The organism is Arthrobacter sp. SAFR-044, assembly GCF_059414985.1.
Genome location: NZ_JBPFDN010000006.1, coordinates 83,930 through 101,055, shown reverse-complemented (window position 1 = coordinate 101,055; position 17,126 = coordinate 83,930). Strand labels below are relative to the sequence as shown.

11 protein-coding genes and 1 pseudogene are annotated in these 17,126 nt (G+C 65.7%); 5 read left to right on the top strand and 7 right to left on the bottom strand.

Annotated elements, in window-relative coordinates; all coding sequences use genetic code 11:
- Genes ACR65J_RS11025 through ACR65J_RS11015 form a run of 3 tightly spaced genes read right to left on the bottom strand, consistent with a single transcriptional unit; the run spans nucleotide 1 to nucleotide 3,208 of the window.
- Nucleotides 1-918, bottom strand: coding sequence for a carbohydrate ABC transporter permease (locus ACR65J_RS11025; protein ID WP_440168629.1), 918 nt, complete (start codon nucleotides 916-918; stop codon nucleotides 1-3).
- A complete protein-coding gene (locus ACR65J_RS11020; RefSeq protein WP_440168627.1) occupies nucleotides 915-1,868 on the bottom strand; it encodes a carbohydrate ABC transporter permease in 954 nt (317 codons plus the stop codon). The genes ACR65J_RS11025 and ACR65J_RS11020 overlap by 4 nt, the downstream gene beginning before the upstream one ends.
- 50 nt (nucleotides 1,869-1,918) lie before the next feature.
- Nucleotides 1,919-3,208, bottom strand: a complete 1,290-nt coding sequence (locus ACR65J_RS11015; protein ID WP_440168625.1) for an ABC transporter substrate-binding protein — start codon at nucleotides 3,206-3,208, stop codon at nucleotides 1,919-1,921.
- A gap of 174 nt (nucleotides 3,209-3,382) precedes the next feature.
- On the opposite strand from ACR65J_RS11015, the gene ACR65J_RS11010 reads away from it, so the two are divergent.
- A complete protein-coding gene (locus tag ACR65J_RS11010; protein WP_440168623.1) occupies nucleotides 3,383-5,398 on the top strand; it encodes a beta-galactosidase in 2,016 nt (671 codons plus the stop codon).
- A gap of 307 nt (nucleotides 5,399-5,705) precedes the next feature.
- Nucleotides 5,706-6,890: pseudogene (locus tag ACR65J_RS11005) on the top strand (HNH endonuclease); the annotation flags it as partial.
- A 446-nt stretch (nucleotides 6,891-7,336) separates the two neighbouring features.
- Here ACR65J_RS11005 and ACR65J_RS11000 read toward each other — a convergent pair.
- From ACR65J_RS11000 to ACR65J_RS10990, 3 genes are all read right to left on the bottom strand, one after another.
- Nucleotides 7,337-8,710 carry an ABC transporter substrate-binding protein gene (locus tag ACR65J_RS11000; protein WP_440168621.1) on the bottom strand — a complete coding sequence of 458 codons (1,374 nt, stop codon included), beginning with the start codon at nucleotides 8,708-8,710 and terminating at the stop codon, nucleotides 7,337-7,339.
- A gap of 246 nt (nucleotides 8,711-8,956) precedes the next feature.
- Entirely contained in the window at nucleotides 8,957-9,901 is a 945-nt protein-coding gene (locus ACR65J_RS10995; protein ID WP_440168619.1) for a carbohydrate ABC transporter permease, read from the bottom strand.
- A complete protein-coding gene (locus ACR65J_RS10990; protein WP_440168617.1) occupies nucleotides 9,891-10,835 on the bottom strand; it encodes a carbohydrate ABC transporter permease in 945 nt (314 codons plus the stop codon). Before ACR65J_RS10990 ends, ACR65J_RS10995 begins: the two co-directional genes overlap by 11 nt.
- Before the next feature lie 372 nt (nucleotides 10,836-11,207).
- Between ACR65J_RS10990 and ACR65J_RS10985 the strand changes: the two genes are divergently transcribed.
- The 3 genes from ACR65J_RS10985 to ACR65J_RS10975 are packed head-to-tail and all read left to right on the top strand — an operon-like array spanning nucleotide 11,208 to nucleotide 15,518.
- Nucleotides 11,208-12,329 carry an acetylxylan esterase gene (locus tag ACR65J_RS10985; protein ID WP_440168615.1) on the top strand — a complete coding sequence of 374 codons (1,122 nt, stop codon included), beginning with the start codon at nucleotides 11,208-11,210 and terminating at the stop codon, nucleotides 12,327-12,329.
- 31 nt (nucleotides 12,330-12,360) lie between these two features.
- A complete protein-coding gene (locus ACR65J_RS10980; protein WP_440168613.1) occupies nucleotides 12,361-14,406 on the top strand; it encodes a DUF6807 family protein in 2,046 nt (681 codons plus the stop codon).
- Entirely contained in the window at nucleotides 14,403-15,518 is a 1,116-nt protein-coding gene (locus ACR65J_RS10975) for a M24 family metallopeptidase (RefSeq protein ID WP_440168611.1), read from the top strand. The genes ACR65J_RS10980 and ACR65J_RS10975 overlap by 4 nt, the downstream gene beginning before the upstream one ends.
- A 118-nt stretch (nucleotides 15,519-15,636) precedes the next feature.
- Here ACR65J_RS10975 and ACR65J_RS10970 read toward each other — a convergent pair whose 3' ends face one another.
- Nucleotides 15,637-17,088 carry an aldehyde dehydrogenase (NADP(+)) gene (locus tag ACR65J_RS10970; RefSeq protein WP_440168609.1) on the bottom strand — a complete coding sequence of 484 codons (1,452 nt, stop codon included), beginning with the start codon at nucleotides 17,086-17,088 and terminating at the stop codon, nucleotides 15,637-15,639.
- Between the last annotated feature and the right edge of the window lie 38 nt (nucleotides 17,089-17,126).

Below are 17,126 nucleotides of genomic sequence, written 5' to 3'. Positions count from 1 at the left end.
CTAACCCTTCAGTCCCTGGGTGGAGACGCCTTCGACGATGTACCGCTGGAAGATCAGGAAGAAGATCAGCACGGGGAGCAGGGCCAGCACCGACATGGCGATCATGGCGCCGTAGTCGGAGGACTGGGTCTGGTCCACGAAGAGCCGCAGGGCCAGCGGCAGCGGGTATTTGTCAGGGGTGTTCAGGTACAGCAGCGGCCCCAGGAAGTCGTTCCAGCTCCAGATGAAGGAGAAGATCGAGGTGGAGATTAGGGCCGGTTTCATCAGCGGCAGCATGATGGACCCGAAGATCCGCGCGTGCCCGGCGCCGTCGATCCTGGCTGCCTCATCCAGCTCTGCGGGCAGGCCGCGCATGAACTGGACCATCAGGAAGACGAAGAACGCGTCCCCGGCCAGGAACTTGCCGATCAGCAGCGGTACATAGGTATCCACCAGGCCCAGCTGCTGGAAGATGATGTACTGCGGAATGATCACCACGTGGAAGGGCAGCAGCAGCGTGGCGATCATCATGCCGAAGAACACGCTGCGGCCCGGAAAGTTGATCCGGGCGAACGCGTACGCCGAGACACTGGCGGACAGGATGGTCCCGACGACGGCGCCGAGGGCCAGGATGAGCGAGTTGGTGAAGAACTGCAGGGTGGACACCCCGCCGATGCCGTCCATCGCCGTGACGAAGTTGTCGAAATTGAAGTTGTTTGACCACAGCGACGTGTTCTGGCCGCCGATCTCCGAGTTGGGCTTGAAGGACGAGGCAATCATCCACAGGCCGGGGTAGAGCACGATGGCGGTAAGGACGAGGGCAACGAGGTGGAAGATGACGCTCTTGGCGCGTTTGGCTCCAACCGACTCTGACTTGGGGTTGTAGGCCGGCGCGGCGGCCTCCGGTGTGGACTGCGTGGGCGTTGCCATGGTTGTCATTTCGAATCACCGCTGTAGTGGACCCAGGACTTGGACGTGCGGAAGAAGATCAGGGTGATGATGCCCACCACGATCACCAACAGCCATGCCATGGCCGAGGCGTAGCCCATCCGGAAGTCGCTGAAGCCCCGCAGGTAGAGGTAGAGGGTGTAGAAGAGGGTGGAGCCGGCGGGGCCGCCTTCACCGTTGGAAATGATGTACGCCGACGCGAAGATCTGGAATGCGTGGATGGTTTCCATCAGCAGGTTGAAGAAGATCACCGGCGACAGCATGGGCCAGGTGATGTTGAAAAACTTCCGCACGGGTCCGGCGCCGTCCATCGACGCAGCCTCATACAGTTCACCGGGGATCTGCTTGAGCCCGGCCAGGAAGATCACCATCGGGGCTCCGAACTGCCACACCGTGAGGAGGATGAACATCGGCATGGTCATTGAGGGGTTGCCCACCCAGCCGCCCAGGTTGATCCCGAAGAAGGACAGGCCCTGGTCCACTGGACCGGAGTCCCCGAACATGGCTTTCCAGACAATGGCGATGGAGACTGATGCGCCGATCAAGGACGGAGCGTAGAAGGCGGACCGGTAAAAGCCTTGGCCTCGGCGCTTGCTGTTCAGCAGCATCGCTACCGCCAGCGCCGCCGCGAGCTTCAAGGGGGTACCAAAGACCACGTATCCCACTGTCACGCCCACGGACTGCAGGAAGCGCTCGTCCTGGAACAGGGTGGTGTAGTTGTCCAGGCCGATCCACTTGGGCGGCTCAAACAGGTTGTAGTTGGTGAAGGACAGGTACAGCGAGGAGATCATCGGCCCCACAGTGAGGGCAATGAATCCCAGCAGCCAGGGCAGCAGGAAGGTGTAGCCGGCGCGGGCGTCCGCGCCCCGCTGCCGTGTCTTGCGCGGCAGCGGGGCGGCGGACGACGCCGGAGGCCTGCTCAGGGTTGGGCTTTGAGTCACGAGTTCATTCCGTCAGTCGTGGAACCTGGGTGGGAGGGCATGGCGCCGGATCAGGCGTTCTGCTTGATGAGGTCTTCGGCTTCCTTGAACCACGCATCCGCGGCACCGTCGATGGTGAGCTTGCCGTAGTTCAGGTCGGATGCGATGCGCTTGAAGGAGGCTTCAAGCGTGCCGAAGCCAACGATGGGCGGCTCGGGTGCATCCTTGAGGTACTTCTCGATGGACTTCTCGTAGTCGACCACCAGCTTGTCGGTTCCTTCGAAAGTGGTGCCGTCGCGCTGGGTCTTTGAGGCGGGAACGCCGCGGGAGGTCTTGAAGATCTGGCCCACCTCGGGGTCGTTGACCATGAAATCGATAAAGCGGGCGGCCGCATCCTTGAACTTGGTCTTGGCGCTGGCAACCATCAGCATGGAGGGCTTAAGGAACAGCCCCAGGTTGTCCGGGTCGTCGGACGGGACTGGAACCAGCTTGAGTTCCTTCGCGCCGCTGTCTCCAAGGTATCCGGCCATGAAGTTGTCCCAGGTCACTTCAGTGGCCGTGGCGTTGGAGCCGAACGGCGACTTCGGTGCCAGCTGCGTTACGCGGTCCTCAGGGATAATGGCACCCGTCCCGCGCAGCTCGGCGGGGAGGTCCCACCACTTCTTGAGGTCATCCTTGGTGAAGCCGAGCTTGCCGTCGGAGGTAAACGCCTCGATTTTGTTCTGGCGCAGCCAGATGTTGAACATCCACCACACACCGGTGTAATCGGTACCGCCGTAAAGGGCGCCGTTGCTCTTAGCACCCACCTGGGACAGGAAGTCGTTGAATTCCTTATAGGTCCAGCTGCCGTCCGGCTCGGCGATGCCCAGGGAGGCGAGCTTGGCGGGATCGTAGTAGACGGCGAAGGCGTTGGTGCTGGTGGGGATGCCGTAGGTCTTGCCCTTGATCTGGCCGGAGGGCAAGAGGGACTTCTCAAAGGCGTCAGTGTTGATCTTGACCGTGCCCAGGTCCAGGAGCTGGTTGCGCTGGCCGTAGTCGCGCAGGTAGGAAAGGTCCCACTGCATGACGTCGGGAAGTCCGCCGCCTGCGGCCTCGGTGGCCCGCTTTTGCCAGTAACCCGCGAAGTCGGTGAAGTTGCCGTTGACCTTGATGTCGGGGTTCTTCGATTCAAAGAGGGCAATGGCCTTGCGCGTCCGCTCGGCCCGGTCGTCGTTGCCCCACCACGTGTAGTTGATGGTGACAGGCTTCTCGGCGCTTCCGGTCTGGCCGGAAGAGCTGGATCCGGACCCGCACGCCGAAAGTGCAGCGGCAGATGCGGTACCGATGGCCACGGTTGTGAGGAAATGCCTTCTGTTGATCACGGGAGCCTCCTTGCTCGATGTGTGTCGCCCTTTTCTCTTTCTACAACGTGAGTAGTGAGCTGGCTTACACGGCTTCTGAAACGATACAATAGCGGCATTCCCGTCATTGGGCAAGCGTTTTCCAGACGTCTGTCCAATACCCCGTTCCAACTCCCGAGCAGACAAAGGAGCCACATGGCACAGCAGGAAACCACCGCCCCTCCGAGCATTTGGAACAAGGTTGAGGGCCTCGCCTTCGGCGGTGACTACAACCCTGAGCAGTGGCCGGTGAGCGTCCGGCTGGAGGACCTGGATCTCATGCAGGAGGCGGGCGTGAACTTCCTCAGCGTGGGGATCTTCTCGTGGGCACTGCTTGAACCCGCCGAGGGGCAGTACGATTTCGGGTGGCTGGATGAGGTGATGGACAACCTCGCAGGGATCGGCGTGAAGGTAGCCCTGGCCACCGCCACCGCCGCTCCCCCGGCTTGGCTGGTCCGCAAGCACCCGGAAATCCTGCCGGTCACGGCTGACGGAACCGTGCTGGGGCCGGGCTCGCGGCGGCACTACACGCCGTCGTCGTCCGTTTACCGCCGCTACGCCGCGGGGATCACGCGGGCCCTCGCCGAACGGTACGGGGACCACCCGGCCCTGGCGCTGTGGCACGTGGACAACGAGCTGGGCTGCCACGTCTCGGAGTTCCATGGCGAGGAAGACGCCGCCGCTTTCCGCACGTGGCTTGAGCGGCGGTACGGGACCATCGGCGCGCTCAACGCCGCCTGGGGCACGGCGTTCTGGTCCCAGAACTACGGCTCCTTCGCTGAGATCCTGCCGCCTTCTGTTGCGCCGTCCACGCTGAACCCGGGCCAGCAACTGGACTTCCAGCGGTTCAGTTCCTGGGCGCTGATGGATTATTACCGCGAGCTCGTGGCAATCCTGCGCGAGCTGACCCCGGATATCCCCTGCACCACCAACCTGATGGCCTCAAGTGCCACCAAGGCCATGGACTACTTCGACTGGGCCAAGGACCTGGACGTCATCGCCAACGACCACTATCTGGTGGCCGCAGACCCCGAACGCCATGTCGAACTCGCGTTCAGCGCGGACCTCACCCGTGGCATTGCGGGCGGCGACCCATGGATCCTGATGGAACATTCGACGTCGGCCGTCAACTGGCAGCCCCGCAACCAGCCCAAGATGCCCGGCGAGATGCTGCGCAATTCCTTAGCGCACGTGGCCCGTGGAGCTGATGCAGTGATGTTCTTCCAATGGCGCCAGAGCTTCGCCGGCTCGGAGAAGTTCCATTCCGCCATGGTTCCGCACGGCGGCCGGGACACGCGCGTGTGGCGCGAGGTTGTGGAACTCGGCGAGGCGTTGAAGAGGCTGGAGCCGGTCCGCGGCTCACGGGTGCGGTCCCGGGCCGCCATTGTCTTTGACTACGAGGCGTGGTGGGCCGGCGAAATCGACTCGAAGCCCAGCATCGATGTGAAGTACCTGGACCTGCTGCGGGCGTTCCATCGCGACCTGTTCCTCCGCGGGATCTCCGTGGACGTAGTCCATCCCTCCGCGTCATTGGAGGGATACGACCTGGTGCTGGTGTGCACGCTGTACGCGGTGTCGGACGGAAATGCAGCCAACATCGCTGCCGCGGCTGCTGCCGGCGCCACCGTGCTGGTGGGCTACTTCAGCGGGATCGTTGACATGCAGGACCACGTGCGGCTGGGCGGCTATCCCGGCGCATTCCGCGACCTGTTGGGGGCGCGCGTGGAGGAGTTCCACCCCCTGCTTGCCGGGTCGCAACTCAAGCTGAGCGACGGGACGGTCTCCTCGGTGTGGAGCGAGCATGTCCACCTGGAGGGCGCCGAAGCCGTCCAGGCCTTTACCGAATACCCGCTGGAAGGTGTTCCGTCCCTTACCCGCCGTGCCGTAGGTTCCGGGGCGGCCTGGTACCTGGCGACCTTCCCCGACCCGGATGGCATTGGTGCTCTCCTGGACAAGCTGGTGGCCGAGTCGGGGGTCTCCCCCGCTGCCGCCGCCGATGCCGGGGTGGAGCTGGTCCGCAGGACGTCGGCCGACGGGCAGAGCTTCCTGTTCGCCATCAACCACACTCGTTCGGATGCCTCAGTTTCCGCCACGGGCACCGATCTGTTGACAGGTGAGCCATTTGGCGGCTCTGTTCCCGCGGGCGGCGTGGCGGTGGTTGCTGAGGGCTAGGCTCTGCTGCGCCAAACGTACGACGGCGGCACGCTCCCTTTGGGTGCCGCCCTTTCCGTTTATGGCAGGGCTCCTGCGGACGCAGGTCGTGTTTTCCACATGGGGCTTTTGGGTGGCTGGCGTTGTCGGACCCTGGTGGAAGACTTTGGTTATGGAAGCGGTTGTGGAATCGGTGGGAGTACAACGGGCGGTGGGACGCGTCGGATTGTCCGCTGTTGGTGCCGCTCTTTACCCGCCCGCCGCACCTTCCCTTGGTGATGTCCTGGGCCTGCTCTCCCGCGTCCCGTTCCCTGCCGATGGTGCGGGGATGATCGATCAGATTCGTGGCCTGGAGGACCTGAAATCACTCGCGGGTGCCCGGCAGGCCGAAATATCCGTGGCTTTTGATCTGTCCCAGCGGCGGGAGCAGGCGGCCGCCGGAGTGCCGGCCGAGGAACAGGGCTCTGGAGTCGCGGCGCAGATCGCGTTGGCCCGGCGGGAGTCACCAGCCCGGGGTTCCCGGCTGCTGGGCCTGGCCAAAACATTGACCGGAATGGCCCACACGTTCGCGGCGTTCCGCAGTGGGTTGTTGAATGAGTGGCGGGCCACCCTGATCGTGAAGGACACCATCTGCCTGACGGTCGAGGACCGGGCCGGGGTGGATGAGGAACTCGCCGCCGACACCGGTGCGCTGGAGGGCATGGGAGACAAGGCCATCATCGCCGCGGTCCGGGCGGCGGCGTACCGGCGGGACCCCGCCTCGGTCGCGAAACGGGCGGCACGGGCGGTCACGGAACGGACCGTGAGCCTGCGCCCGGCCCCGGACACGATGGCCTACCTGACCGCGCTGCTGCCCCTCGCCCAGGGCGTGGCCGCGTACGCCGCTCTCAGTACAGACGCTGACACCGCCCGCTCGAACGGTGATGACCAGTCGCGGGGGCAGTTGATGGCGGACGCCCTGGTCGAACGCGTCACGGGCACCCCCGGCGGCATCACCGGGGTGGAGATCCAGCTCGTCATGACCGACCGCACCCTCCTGCAGGCCGACGCCGAACCGGCACGGCTGCCCGGCTACGGCATTATTCCCGCAGGAGTCGCCAGGGAACTCGCCCTTGCCGGCACCGAAGCACGCGCCGGAACGGCAACACGTGACTCGGGGTCGAATCCCGAGCTCGACCTCTGGGTCCGCCGGCTCTACACCGCCCCTGGCAGCGGGAACCTGGTGGCAATGGACTCCAAAGCCCGGCTCTTCCCGGCAGGACTCAAACGCTTCCTCCAGGTCCGGGACGATACCTGCCGGACCCCGTACTGTGACGCCCCCATCCGGCACCACGACCACGTGACGTCCTGGCACAACGGCGGACCCACGACGGCCAGTAACGGGCAGGGTTTGTGCGAAGCCTGCAACCACACCAAAGAAACACCCAGATGGACAGCGGAACCCGTCCCCGGTCCGCGGCACACGGTGGCGAACACCACCCCAACCGGTCACACTTACCACTCCACCACTCCCAGGCACTCGACTGGCCGATCCACCAATGGCCCGACCTGCGAGCCCTCCTCTTTCATCCAGCGGGGATTGTGTAGCACAAACCAAAGATCAGGAAGTCCCACCGCCGCCGGCCGGGCGGACTGGCGGCGCAGAGGGGCCGCAGGAAGGTGTACAGGCCCTGCCCACTCATGCCGTCCACACTTTGGGGAGGGTCGCACCGTCCCGCGCCACCGGGCCCCGGCAGCTCCCCCAAGACTCGAGGCCCAGCAAGACAGGCGTTCCGTACTGCTCGCCCTGCTGACGCCGGAGTTCACGCGGTGCCTGATACCGGAGTCAACAGAGCGCCAAACAGCCCCACCCCGGGAAGAACCATTGGTTACTTTCCGGGGCAGGGCTGCGACCCGCCGTCGAACGTCTGGATTGGGAGGCGTCCCTGCAGACTGTCCGGAGCCGTGTTGGCGGTGGACTTACTTGGTGATGGCCGACTTCATCTCATCCGTTGCTTTTTTGCCGGCATCTTCCGGGGACAAGCGCTCGAAGAGAACTTCGGAGGTGTAGCGCTTGATGATTTCCTGGATGGCGCCGGCACCCTTCGGCGGCGGGGCAGGGGCCTCGCCGAGCTCATCCTTGATCTGGTCGATGAAGTTGACCACCTTGACGTCGGCCGGCGTGAGTTTCGGCTGGATGGCTGCCCGGACGTCGGAGTTCGGGTAGACGCCGCGGTCTGCCAGCAGTGCCTCGCCCGCTTTGACGTTGTTGGTGAGGAAGTTGATGAACTTGGCGGTTTCCTGCGGGTGCTTGGTGCGTGATGATGCTGACCAGAACTGCGAGGCCTTGTACCAGAGCTCGGTGTCAGCGGACGACCCGGTCTTGGTGGGGAACCGCAGGATCTTCAGGTCCCCGCCGCTGGCCTTTTCCAGGGCCGGCGCCTGGTTGGACCACCAGAAGGCCATGCCGTTCTTGCCTGTTGCCAGTCCACTCTGGTCGAGCGGAGCAGCCTCGGCTTCCACCACCTCGGATGCCGACGGCACCGCCTTGTCCTTGCTGAGCTTCTTCAGGAAAGCCCACCATTCCGCGATGTCACCAGACTCGAAGCCCAGCTTGCCATCGGACGTATACAGCGATTTGCCGTTCTGCCGGAGCCAGACCCCCAGGGACGCCTCGTCGGTTCCGTAAGCCGCAGCGCCGTAGGTTCCCTTCGGGGACTTGGCGGTAATCTCGGCGGCGATGCGGCCAAAGTCGTCCCACGTCCACTTGGTGTCATCCGGAAGCGGAACGCCCGCAGCCTGGAAGACGGCCGGGTTGGCCAGGATGGTGGCGGCGTTGATTCCTGCGGCGATACCTGTCAGGCCTTTCTCTCCCTTGCCGGCGTTGAGCGCTGCTTCATCCAGCTTGGAGGTGTCGATGTCGTACTTGGAGAGGTCCAGGAGGGCGCCGCGGCTGGAGTACTCCGTAATGTACTTTTCATCCATCTGAATGATGTCGGGGGCGTCATTGGCCGCCACCTGCGTGGCCAGCTTGTCCCAGTAGCCGCTCCAGTCCCCAAACTCCGGTCTAATCTTGATCTTGGGGTTTTCGGCTTCGAACTGCTTGATGGCCTCCTGCGTGAGCTGGGCGCGCTTGTCGCCGCCCCACCAGGAGAAGCGGAGCTCGACGGTGCCGTCCGCATTCTGCGGCGCGGCTCCTCCCCCGCATGCACTGAGCGCCATGACGGCGGCAACGGCGGCGGCAACTGCACCGGCCTTGCGGGTCCGGCCACTGCGGGTTCTAGGGTTGGGGCCTGAGGTGGGTGCCCCTGCATGCTGCTTGGCAGCAGAAACAGGTCGGGGAAAAAGCGGCACTGTGTACTCCGATCTTCGTTGATCCAGGTGCGGGTGGGTGGTCTCTGGTAATTGCTTGAGGGGAATGTCAGGGCGGGAAACCCGCCGGGTCCAAATGAAACCTATGAAAGCGCTTTCCGGTACCTAGGCTACAAGCCTAAAACTTGTAATACAAGATGCTTGGCCGTGGCAGTAAGTGGACGCGTCTGCCCATAACAGCCTGGGACCCGCCGCCGGGGCGGACCCCTGAGGGGCATTGCCTGGGGGTTACTTGATACCTGTGGTGGCGATGCCCTTGATGAGGAACCGCTGGCCGAAGAGGAACACCAGGAAGACCGGCAGGAGCGAAACGATGGACATGGCGAACAACGATCCCCAACTGGTGGCCGACTGTGAATCCACGAAGGCCCGCAGCGCCACCGGAACGGTGAACATGTCCGGATCGGTGAGGTAGATCAGGGCCCCGAAAAAGTCGTTCCAGGTCCAGATGAAGGTGAAGATGGTGGTGGTGGCCAGCGCCGGCACCATCAGCGGCAGGATGACCCGCAGGAAGATGCGCGGATGGCCGGCACCGTCAATCCGCGCAGCTTCATCGAGTTCGCGCGGGATGCCGCGGATGAACTGCACCATCAGGAAGACGAAGAACGCGTCCGTGGCCAGCAGCTTGGGCACCAGCAGCGGCCAGAAGGTATTCACCCAGCCGATCTGCGAAAACAGGATGTACTGCGGAACAATCACCACGTGGAACGGCAGCATGATGGTCAGCAGCATGATGCCGAAGAACAGCTTCTTCCCGGTGAACTGGAGCCGGGCGAAGGCGTAGGCGGCCATGGAACAGGAAACAAGGTTCCCCAGGATGGAGCCAATCACCACGATGGCCGAGTTCAGCATGTAGTGGCCAAAGGGGTGGGTCAGGGCGGACCAGCCGGACGTATAGTTGCCCATCTCCAGGCTGTTGAGCCAGAGGCCCGGCTCCCGGAAGATCATCTCGTTGGGCCGCAGCGAGGACACCACCATCCACAGAAGCGGATAGATCATCAGCGCCCCGGCCAGGATCAGGATGCCGTGCTTCATCAGCGATTTGCCGCGCTGGGCCCGGCTGAAGGCCAGTGTCCCACGCGATTCACGGACCCGCCGCTTGCGGTTGTTAGGCTTGCCGGCGCCCGCGGTCTTTTTGTCCGCGGGGGGCAGCGTCTCCAGGTTAGTCGTCATAGAAAACCCAATACTTAGAAGCGATGAAGTTGATGGCGGTAAAGACGCCAATGATGAGCAGCAGCACCCACGCCATGGCGGACGCGTAGCCCATATCGAACTGGCCGAAGCCCTTTTGGTACAGGTACAAGGTGAAGAACATGGTGGAGTCCGAGGGCCCGCCGTTGCCGCCCGAGACGATGAACGCCTGGGTGAATGACTGGAAGGAACCGATGATCTGGAGCACCAGGTTGAAGAAGATGATCGGGCTCAACATCGGCATGGTGATCCGCCAGAACTGCTGGAGCGTGCTGGCGCCATCCACCTTGGCTGCCTCGTAGTACATGGTGGGGATCTGCCGCAGGCCGGCCAGGAAGATGATCATGGGTGCGCCGAACGTCCAGACGTGCAGCAGGATGATCGACCCCAAAGCGGTGCTCGGATCCGAGATCCAGCCCGGACCCTGGATTCCGAACATGGCCAGGACCTGGTTGACCAGGCCCGTGGTGCCGAAGATCTGCTTCCACAGGATGGCAACAGCAACGGAACCGCCCAGGAGGGACGGCAAGTAGAACACCGATCGGTAGAACGGGAGGCCGCGGAGCCCCTTGTCCAGCACCAGCGCAATAAGCAGCGCAACGGCGAGCTGCAGAGGCACACCGACGAAGACATAAGTGAAAGTGACCCGCAGCGAGTTGTGCAGCCGGGCGTCACTGAGCATCCGGGTGAAGTTGTCCAGCCCCGTCCATTCGGGCGGCTGGAGCAGGTTGTAGTCCGTAAAGGACAGGTAGAGGGACATCAGCATGGGGCCGATGGTGATGGCCACCAGGCCCACCAGCCACGGCAGCAGGAAGATATAGGCGGCCTTATTGTCCCGCCTGTTGGCCTTCTTTTCCTCGGCGGTGGCTTTGCCCTTCCGCCGGGTGATGGAGCTGAGCTCGCTGATGGCGCTCACAGGAACTGCTCCGTCCGGGACGCCAGGCGCACGGCATCCGGCACCTTGGCCGGACGCGGTGTCCTGGGGATGTGTTTTGCGGCCATGTGGTCTCCTTTGGTCATCGTGGCCTCCACGTTGCTGTCATCGCCGGGCGATGGGGATCCGGCACCTGCGGCGGCCGGGCTGATGCCTGGAAAGGCTTCAGGACTCCGGCCGCCGCGCTGCCATCAAAAAAGCGGCTCCGTACCAAAGTAAACGGTTTCTTGACGGCTGTATAGCCCTTTGCTAGTTTTTCAGAAAACGCTTTCTGTTACTTCTCCCGTGGCGCACGGGGAACCGGCAGGGAGGTACTCTTCGGAAAGATCTCCCCACCGAAAGGAGGCAGGCAGCATGACGTCTGCACCGCGCCCCAGCGCCATCCCAGGCCACGATGACTGGCCTGCCTACATCCGCGAGCATCCCCGCCACCGAGCCTCAACGGCCGCGGCACAGGAGCTCTCCGACGCCCTGGGCGTACCGGGCGCTGGCGGGCTGCCAGAGGTGAAGGTGCACTGGGAGGAAACGTACGACGGCGCCACCACCTCCCAGCTCAGCTGGCAGTTGGGCTTCGGGCCGCGGACTACAGCGTGGCTGGTCCGGCCGGCTGGACATTCCGGTTCCCTGCCGGGCGTCCTGGCACTGCACTGCCATGGCGGCAACAAGTTCGGCGGCGCGGACCGGCTGGTGGAGCTCCCGGAGGGCCACCCGTCAGCAACCGCTGCCCGCACCGGCCTTTATGACGGCCGCGCCCTGGCCACGGATATTGCCCGCCGCGGTTTCGCGGTGCTGGCCCACGACACCTTCGCCTGGGGCAGCCGTAAATTCGACCTCTCAACGCCCCCGTGGCGGACCGCCTCCGCGGCAGCGGCAAGGCAGTCGCAGTGGCGGGAGGACGGCGTCGTGCCTTCCGACGCGGATGAGTACAACGCGGCCGCCGGCTTCCACGAGGATACGGTTGCCAAAGCCGCAGGCCTGCTCGGCACCAGCCTCGCCGGCACGGTGGCGTACGACGACCTCGCCGCCCTGGACATCCTGGCCTCCCTGCCCGGCGTGGAGCAGGAGAACCTGGGGTGCATCGGGTTCTCGGGCGGGGGCGGCCGGTCCCTGGTCCTCGCCGCCCTCAGCCCGCGGATCCGGGCTGCGGTGGTCACCTGCATGATGACCACCTTCGAGTCACTCTTCCCGGCCTACCTGGACGCGCACTCCTGGCTGCTGCAGACTCCGGGGCTGTGGAAGCTCGGCGACTGGCCGGATCTTACCGGCAGGTCAGCGGCTGCCCGGTTTCTGGTGCAGTACGCCCTCGCGGATGAACTTTTTCCAGAGGACGGGATGCGCCAGGCACACCGTCGGCTGGAAGCCTTGCATGCCGGCACGGACATGTACACCGGCAGCTTCTGGCCCGGCGGCCATGTCTTCACTGCGGGCATGCAGGCCGAGGCGACTGATTTCCTGGCCAAGACGCTGGCCTACTGACCACCCTTCCATCAGCTCCCCAAGGACGCCCGTGACAACACAGTCTTCACCGGAATTCGCGCACCACCAGGGCGCGCCCACTGCAATCCCGCGGATCGCCCTGGTGGGTGTGCACGGCTTCGGCGAACACCACCTCGCCAATTTGGCAAGGCTCGAAAAGGCCGGAGCCCTGGAACTGGTGGCCGTCGCCGATCCCAACCCGCCCGAAGCCGGCACGCTGGCCCGGTCGGTGGCGGTGTTCCCGGACCTGGAAGGCCTGCTGGCCGCACAGCCGGGGGTCGACGTCGTCATTCTTGCCACGCCCATCCAAACCCATGCCCCACTGGCGATCGCCGCCCTGGAAGCCGGGATGGACGTTTACGTCGAAAAGCCGCCGATGGCGTCCCTGGCCCAGTTCCGCCAAGTCCTTGCAGCGGCGGAGGAGAACGGACGGCTGGTCCAGGTGGGCTTCCAGAGCCTGGGATCGCATGCCCTGCCCGCCATCAGGGACGCGGTGAACGGCGGGGACGTCGGCACCGTCCTGGGTGTCAGCGCCACCGGCCAGTGGCTGCGGACCAAGGCCTATTTCAAGCGTTCCCGCTGGGCCGGAAAGCGCAGCCTGGACGGCACGGATGTGGTGGACGGCGTGGCCACCAATGCGCTGGCCCATGCCGTTGCCACCGCATTGCATGTGGCCGGTGCCCACTCCCTGGCGGATGTCGCCTCCGTGGAAACGGACCTGTACCGCGCGCACGAGACCGAAAGCGACGACACCTCGGTGCTTCGGATCCGCACCGCCAAGGGATCCGCCCTGCTGTGCGCCCTCACGCTCTGCGCCCCCGAACAACTGGACCCCACCGTCACCGTCCACGGAACCCTGGGCGACATCACCCTCTCCTACACAAAAGACGAGGTCCTTATCTCCACGCCTGGCGGCGAGCGCCGCGAAACGTACGGCCGGACCGACCTCCTGGAAAACCTGCTGGACGCCCGTGCCACGGGGGCACCGCTGCTGTCCGCACTGGCAGACACCGGGGCGTTCACCGCCGTGCTGGAAGCCATCCGCACCTCCCCGGCACCGACACCGATCGACCCGCAGTACGTCTCCTGGGAGGGCCAAGGCGACGACGCGCACCCCGTGGTCCAGGGCATCAGTGACCTCATGGAGCGCGCCGTCAAAGCGCAGGCCACATTCGCAGAGCTCGGTGTCCCTTGGGCGCGGTGCCTCCCGCCCGTCCACACGCTGGCCCTGGACGGCCAGCCGGTGGCGGACTACCAGGACGGCAGCCACATCCGCGCAGTCTCCTCCCCGCGGCCCTACCTGCATCCCGTCAGGACGCTGGGCGGCACGGTGGTGACGGACCACCAGCCGCTGGACCACGTGTGGCACCTGGGCGTTGGCGTGGCGCTGCAGGACGTGGACGGGGTGAACTTCTGGGGCGGCCGCACCTATACCCGGGAAGCTGGGGCATACGTCTGGCGCCCCGACCACGGCAGCATCGCCAGCACGGGCACCGCGCTGGAACAGCCTGACGCCGGCAGCGGGCACGAGGGCCGTCTGCAGCAGACCCTGAGCTGGAACGGACCCAACGGCTCCCCCGTCCTCCTAGAGGAACGCACCTGGGCATGGTCCGGCGTCGCGCCTTCCATCTGGCAGCTGTCCCTGGACTTCGCGCTGTCCCCGTCCGGGGACAAGCCGGTGAGCCTGGGCAGCCCCGGCTCCAACGGCCGGTTCGAAGGCGGCTACGGCGGCTTCTTCTGGCGCCTGCCCCACTGTGCGGACGCCGCCGTATGGACGCCGGCCGGCACCGGCGAGGCGGAGACGCACGGCAGCGTTGCGCGCTGGCTTGCATGGTCGGGACAGTTCGACGGCGGCCCGGCCACCTTGGTGTTCGTCGCTCCAGGGGACTGCACCGACCCATGGTTCGTCCGGGTGGACGGCTACCCGGGCATCGGCCAGTCACTGGCATGGGACGCCCCCGTCATCGCCCGCCCGGGAAGTCCGGTACGGCGGCACATCACCGTTTTCGTGGCTGACGGAATCCTGGCCACACCCGAGATCGAAGCACTCATCAACCAACAGGGGGACCCGTCATGACGCAAACATCAACCACCGCCGCCCCACCGCAGGGGGGACGCCTGGCGCCCGGGTCGCCGGCCGACCGGGCCATTAAGCGCCAACGTGTGCTGGACATCCTGGCTGCAGCCGGGCGGGATTCACTGCTCCTCACCACCAACACGGCCCTGACCTGGTACCTGGACGGCAGCCGGGTCCACATCAGCCTGGCCGGTGATCCCATCGCCGCCCTGCTGGTGGACCGCTACGGCGACCACCTGGTGACGTTCAATAACGAAGCCGGCCGCATTGCTGCGGAGGAACTGCCTCCCGGGGTCAACCTCCACAGTGTGCCCTGGTACGGCAACCTGGCCCAGGCCGCGGCCGCCGCCGGCAATAGCTCCCAGCCGCCGCTGGCGGAAAGCGACGTCACAGCGGAGCTGCGCGCGGCCCGGCAGCAGCTCCTCCCGGCCGAGGGTGCGCGGTACTCGCTGCTTGGCGCGGAGTTGGCCGGCATGATGACGGATGTCCTGTCCGCAGCCCGCCGGGACACCACAGAGTTTGAATTGGTTTCTGCACTGGCTGCCCGCGTAGTGGCCGCCGGCGCCGAACCGCTGGTTCTCCTCTGCAACGGCAGCTCCCGCAGTGCCTTCCGGCACCCCCTGGCAACCCACTCCCCCTTGGGACGCCGCGCCATGGCCGTGGTGTGCGCCCGCCGGGACGGCCTGGTTGCCAACATCACCCGCTGGATAAGGTTCGACGCCGGCACCCCCGAGGAGCGCGACGCCGAGGCCCGCATCGCCGCAGTGGAGGCGGACATTTTCGACGCCACGGTTCCGGGGGCGTCGCTGGATCGGATCTTTGCCGAGATCCAGGCCGCCTACGTGCGGCACGGTTTTGGGGCGGACCAGTGGGAGCAGCACCACCAGGGCGGACCGGCCGGTTACGCCGGCCGGGATCCCCGGGTGACGTCTACTGTGACCGACACGGTGGTGCTGGACCAGGCCTTCACGTGGAACCCGTCGGGGCCGGGCGTCAAGATCGAGGACACAGTGCAGCTCACGGAGACCGGGCTTCGCGTCCTTACCGTGGACCCGCGCTGGCCGGTGGCCACCGTGAACGGGCTGGCCCGGCCGGTGACGCTGCAGCTCTAGGCCCAACGCCCGCTCTCATTTGGGGCTTAAAACCGAAACGCCCGCTCACTCGGGGCCGTCAGTGCGGCCGCAAGTGAGCGGGCGATCCAGTTTAATTGGGCAAAAGTGAGCGGGCGTTTCAGGGGAGCCGGAGTTCCCCGTCAACCCGCCGCGGGATTCCCAGCGGGTTGTCCTCGCGCAGCGCGGGGTGCAGCACCGATTCCGGGGCGTCCTGGTAGGCCACGGGGCGCTGGAACCTGCGGACCGCCGTCGCCCCCACCGAGGTGAACAGCGATGTGGTGGCCGGGTACGGGCCGCCATGCTGCTGCGCCCAGTTGACGGCCACACCTGTGGGCCAGCCTTCGAACAGGACACGTCCGGCCAGCCCGGACAGTTGATCCACCAGGCCGGTGATGTCCTCGCCCGGTTCGCTGTGGAGCGTGGCCGTGAGGCTGCCCGGGACCTTGGCCAGGACGGCAGCCAGTTCGTCCTGGTCCGCATACTCGATCAGGATGGTGGTGGGCCCGAAGCATTCCTCGAGCAGCTGCTCCGGCCGCCCCAGGACCTTTGCCACGCTGGTGGAAAAGACCACCGGGGCAGCGCCGTTGGCCACTGCGTCCTGGTCGACGCTGCCGCCCACCACGTCCACGCCGTCCACTGCAGCGAAGCTGCGCAGGCCGTCCGGGTACGCCTCCGCGATGCGGGTGGTCAGCATGCCCAGGGCGGGCTTGTCCTTGCTGGCAGCAGCCACCTCCGCAGCGAAGTCCGTCCCGGCCGGGATGAACACCAGGCCCGGCTTGGTGCAGAACTGCCCGGCGCCCAGGGTGAAGGAGCCTGCCAGCCCGGCAGCGAGTTCCGCGGGGCGGGCCTTCAGTGCTGCCGCGGTGATGACCACAGGGTTGAGGCTGCCCAGTTCCCCGTAGAACGGAATGGGATCGGGGCGGGAGGTGGCAAGGTCGAACAGGGCACGCCCGCCGGGGATGGAGCCGGTGAAGCCCACGGCCTTGATGGCGGGGTCCTGGACCAGGGCGGTGCCCACTTCGCGGCCCTTGACCAGGGCGAACAGGCCTTCCGGCGCACCCGCGGCACGGAGCGCCTCCGCCATGATTTCCGCGGTCCGTTCGGAGAGCCGCACGTGGCCGGAGTGGGCCTTGACGATCACCGAGCAGCCTACGGCCAGGGCCGAAGCCGTGTCACCGCCGGCCACCGAGAAGGCGAACGGAAAGTTGGAGGCGGAGAAGACTGCCACCGGGCCGATGGGCCTGAGGATCCGGCGGAGGTCCGGCCTGGGCGGAGTTGCCGCCGGGTCTGCGTGGTCGATGATGGCTTCCAGGTAGGAGCCTTCGGTGATCACGCGGGCGAACAGGCGCAGCTGGCCGGTGGTGCGGGCCACCTCGCCCGTCAGGCGCGGCGCCCCAAGGCTGGTTTCGGTGTCAGCAATGTCCACCAGTTCGGCGGCGTCGGCGTCCAGGGCGTCCGCCACGGCGTTGAGCCAGCCCGCACGTTCGGCGTCGGAGGCAGCCGCGGAGATTTTCGCTGCCGCCGTGGCGGCAGCAGTGAGCTCGGTCAGGGAAAGCGTTGCAGTTGTCACGTCAGGTACCTCGTTATCCAGTGAAAGTCGTGTTGGGA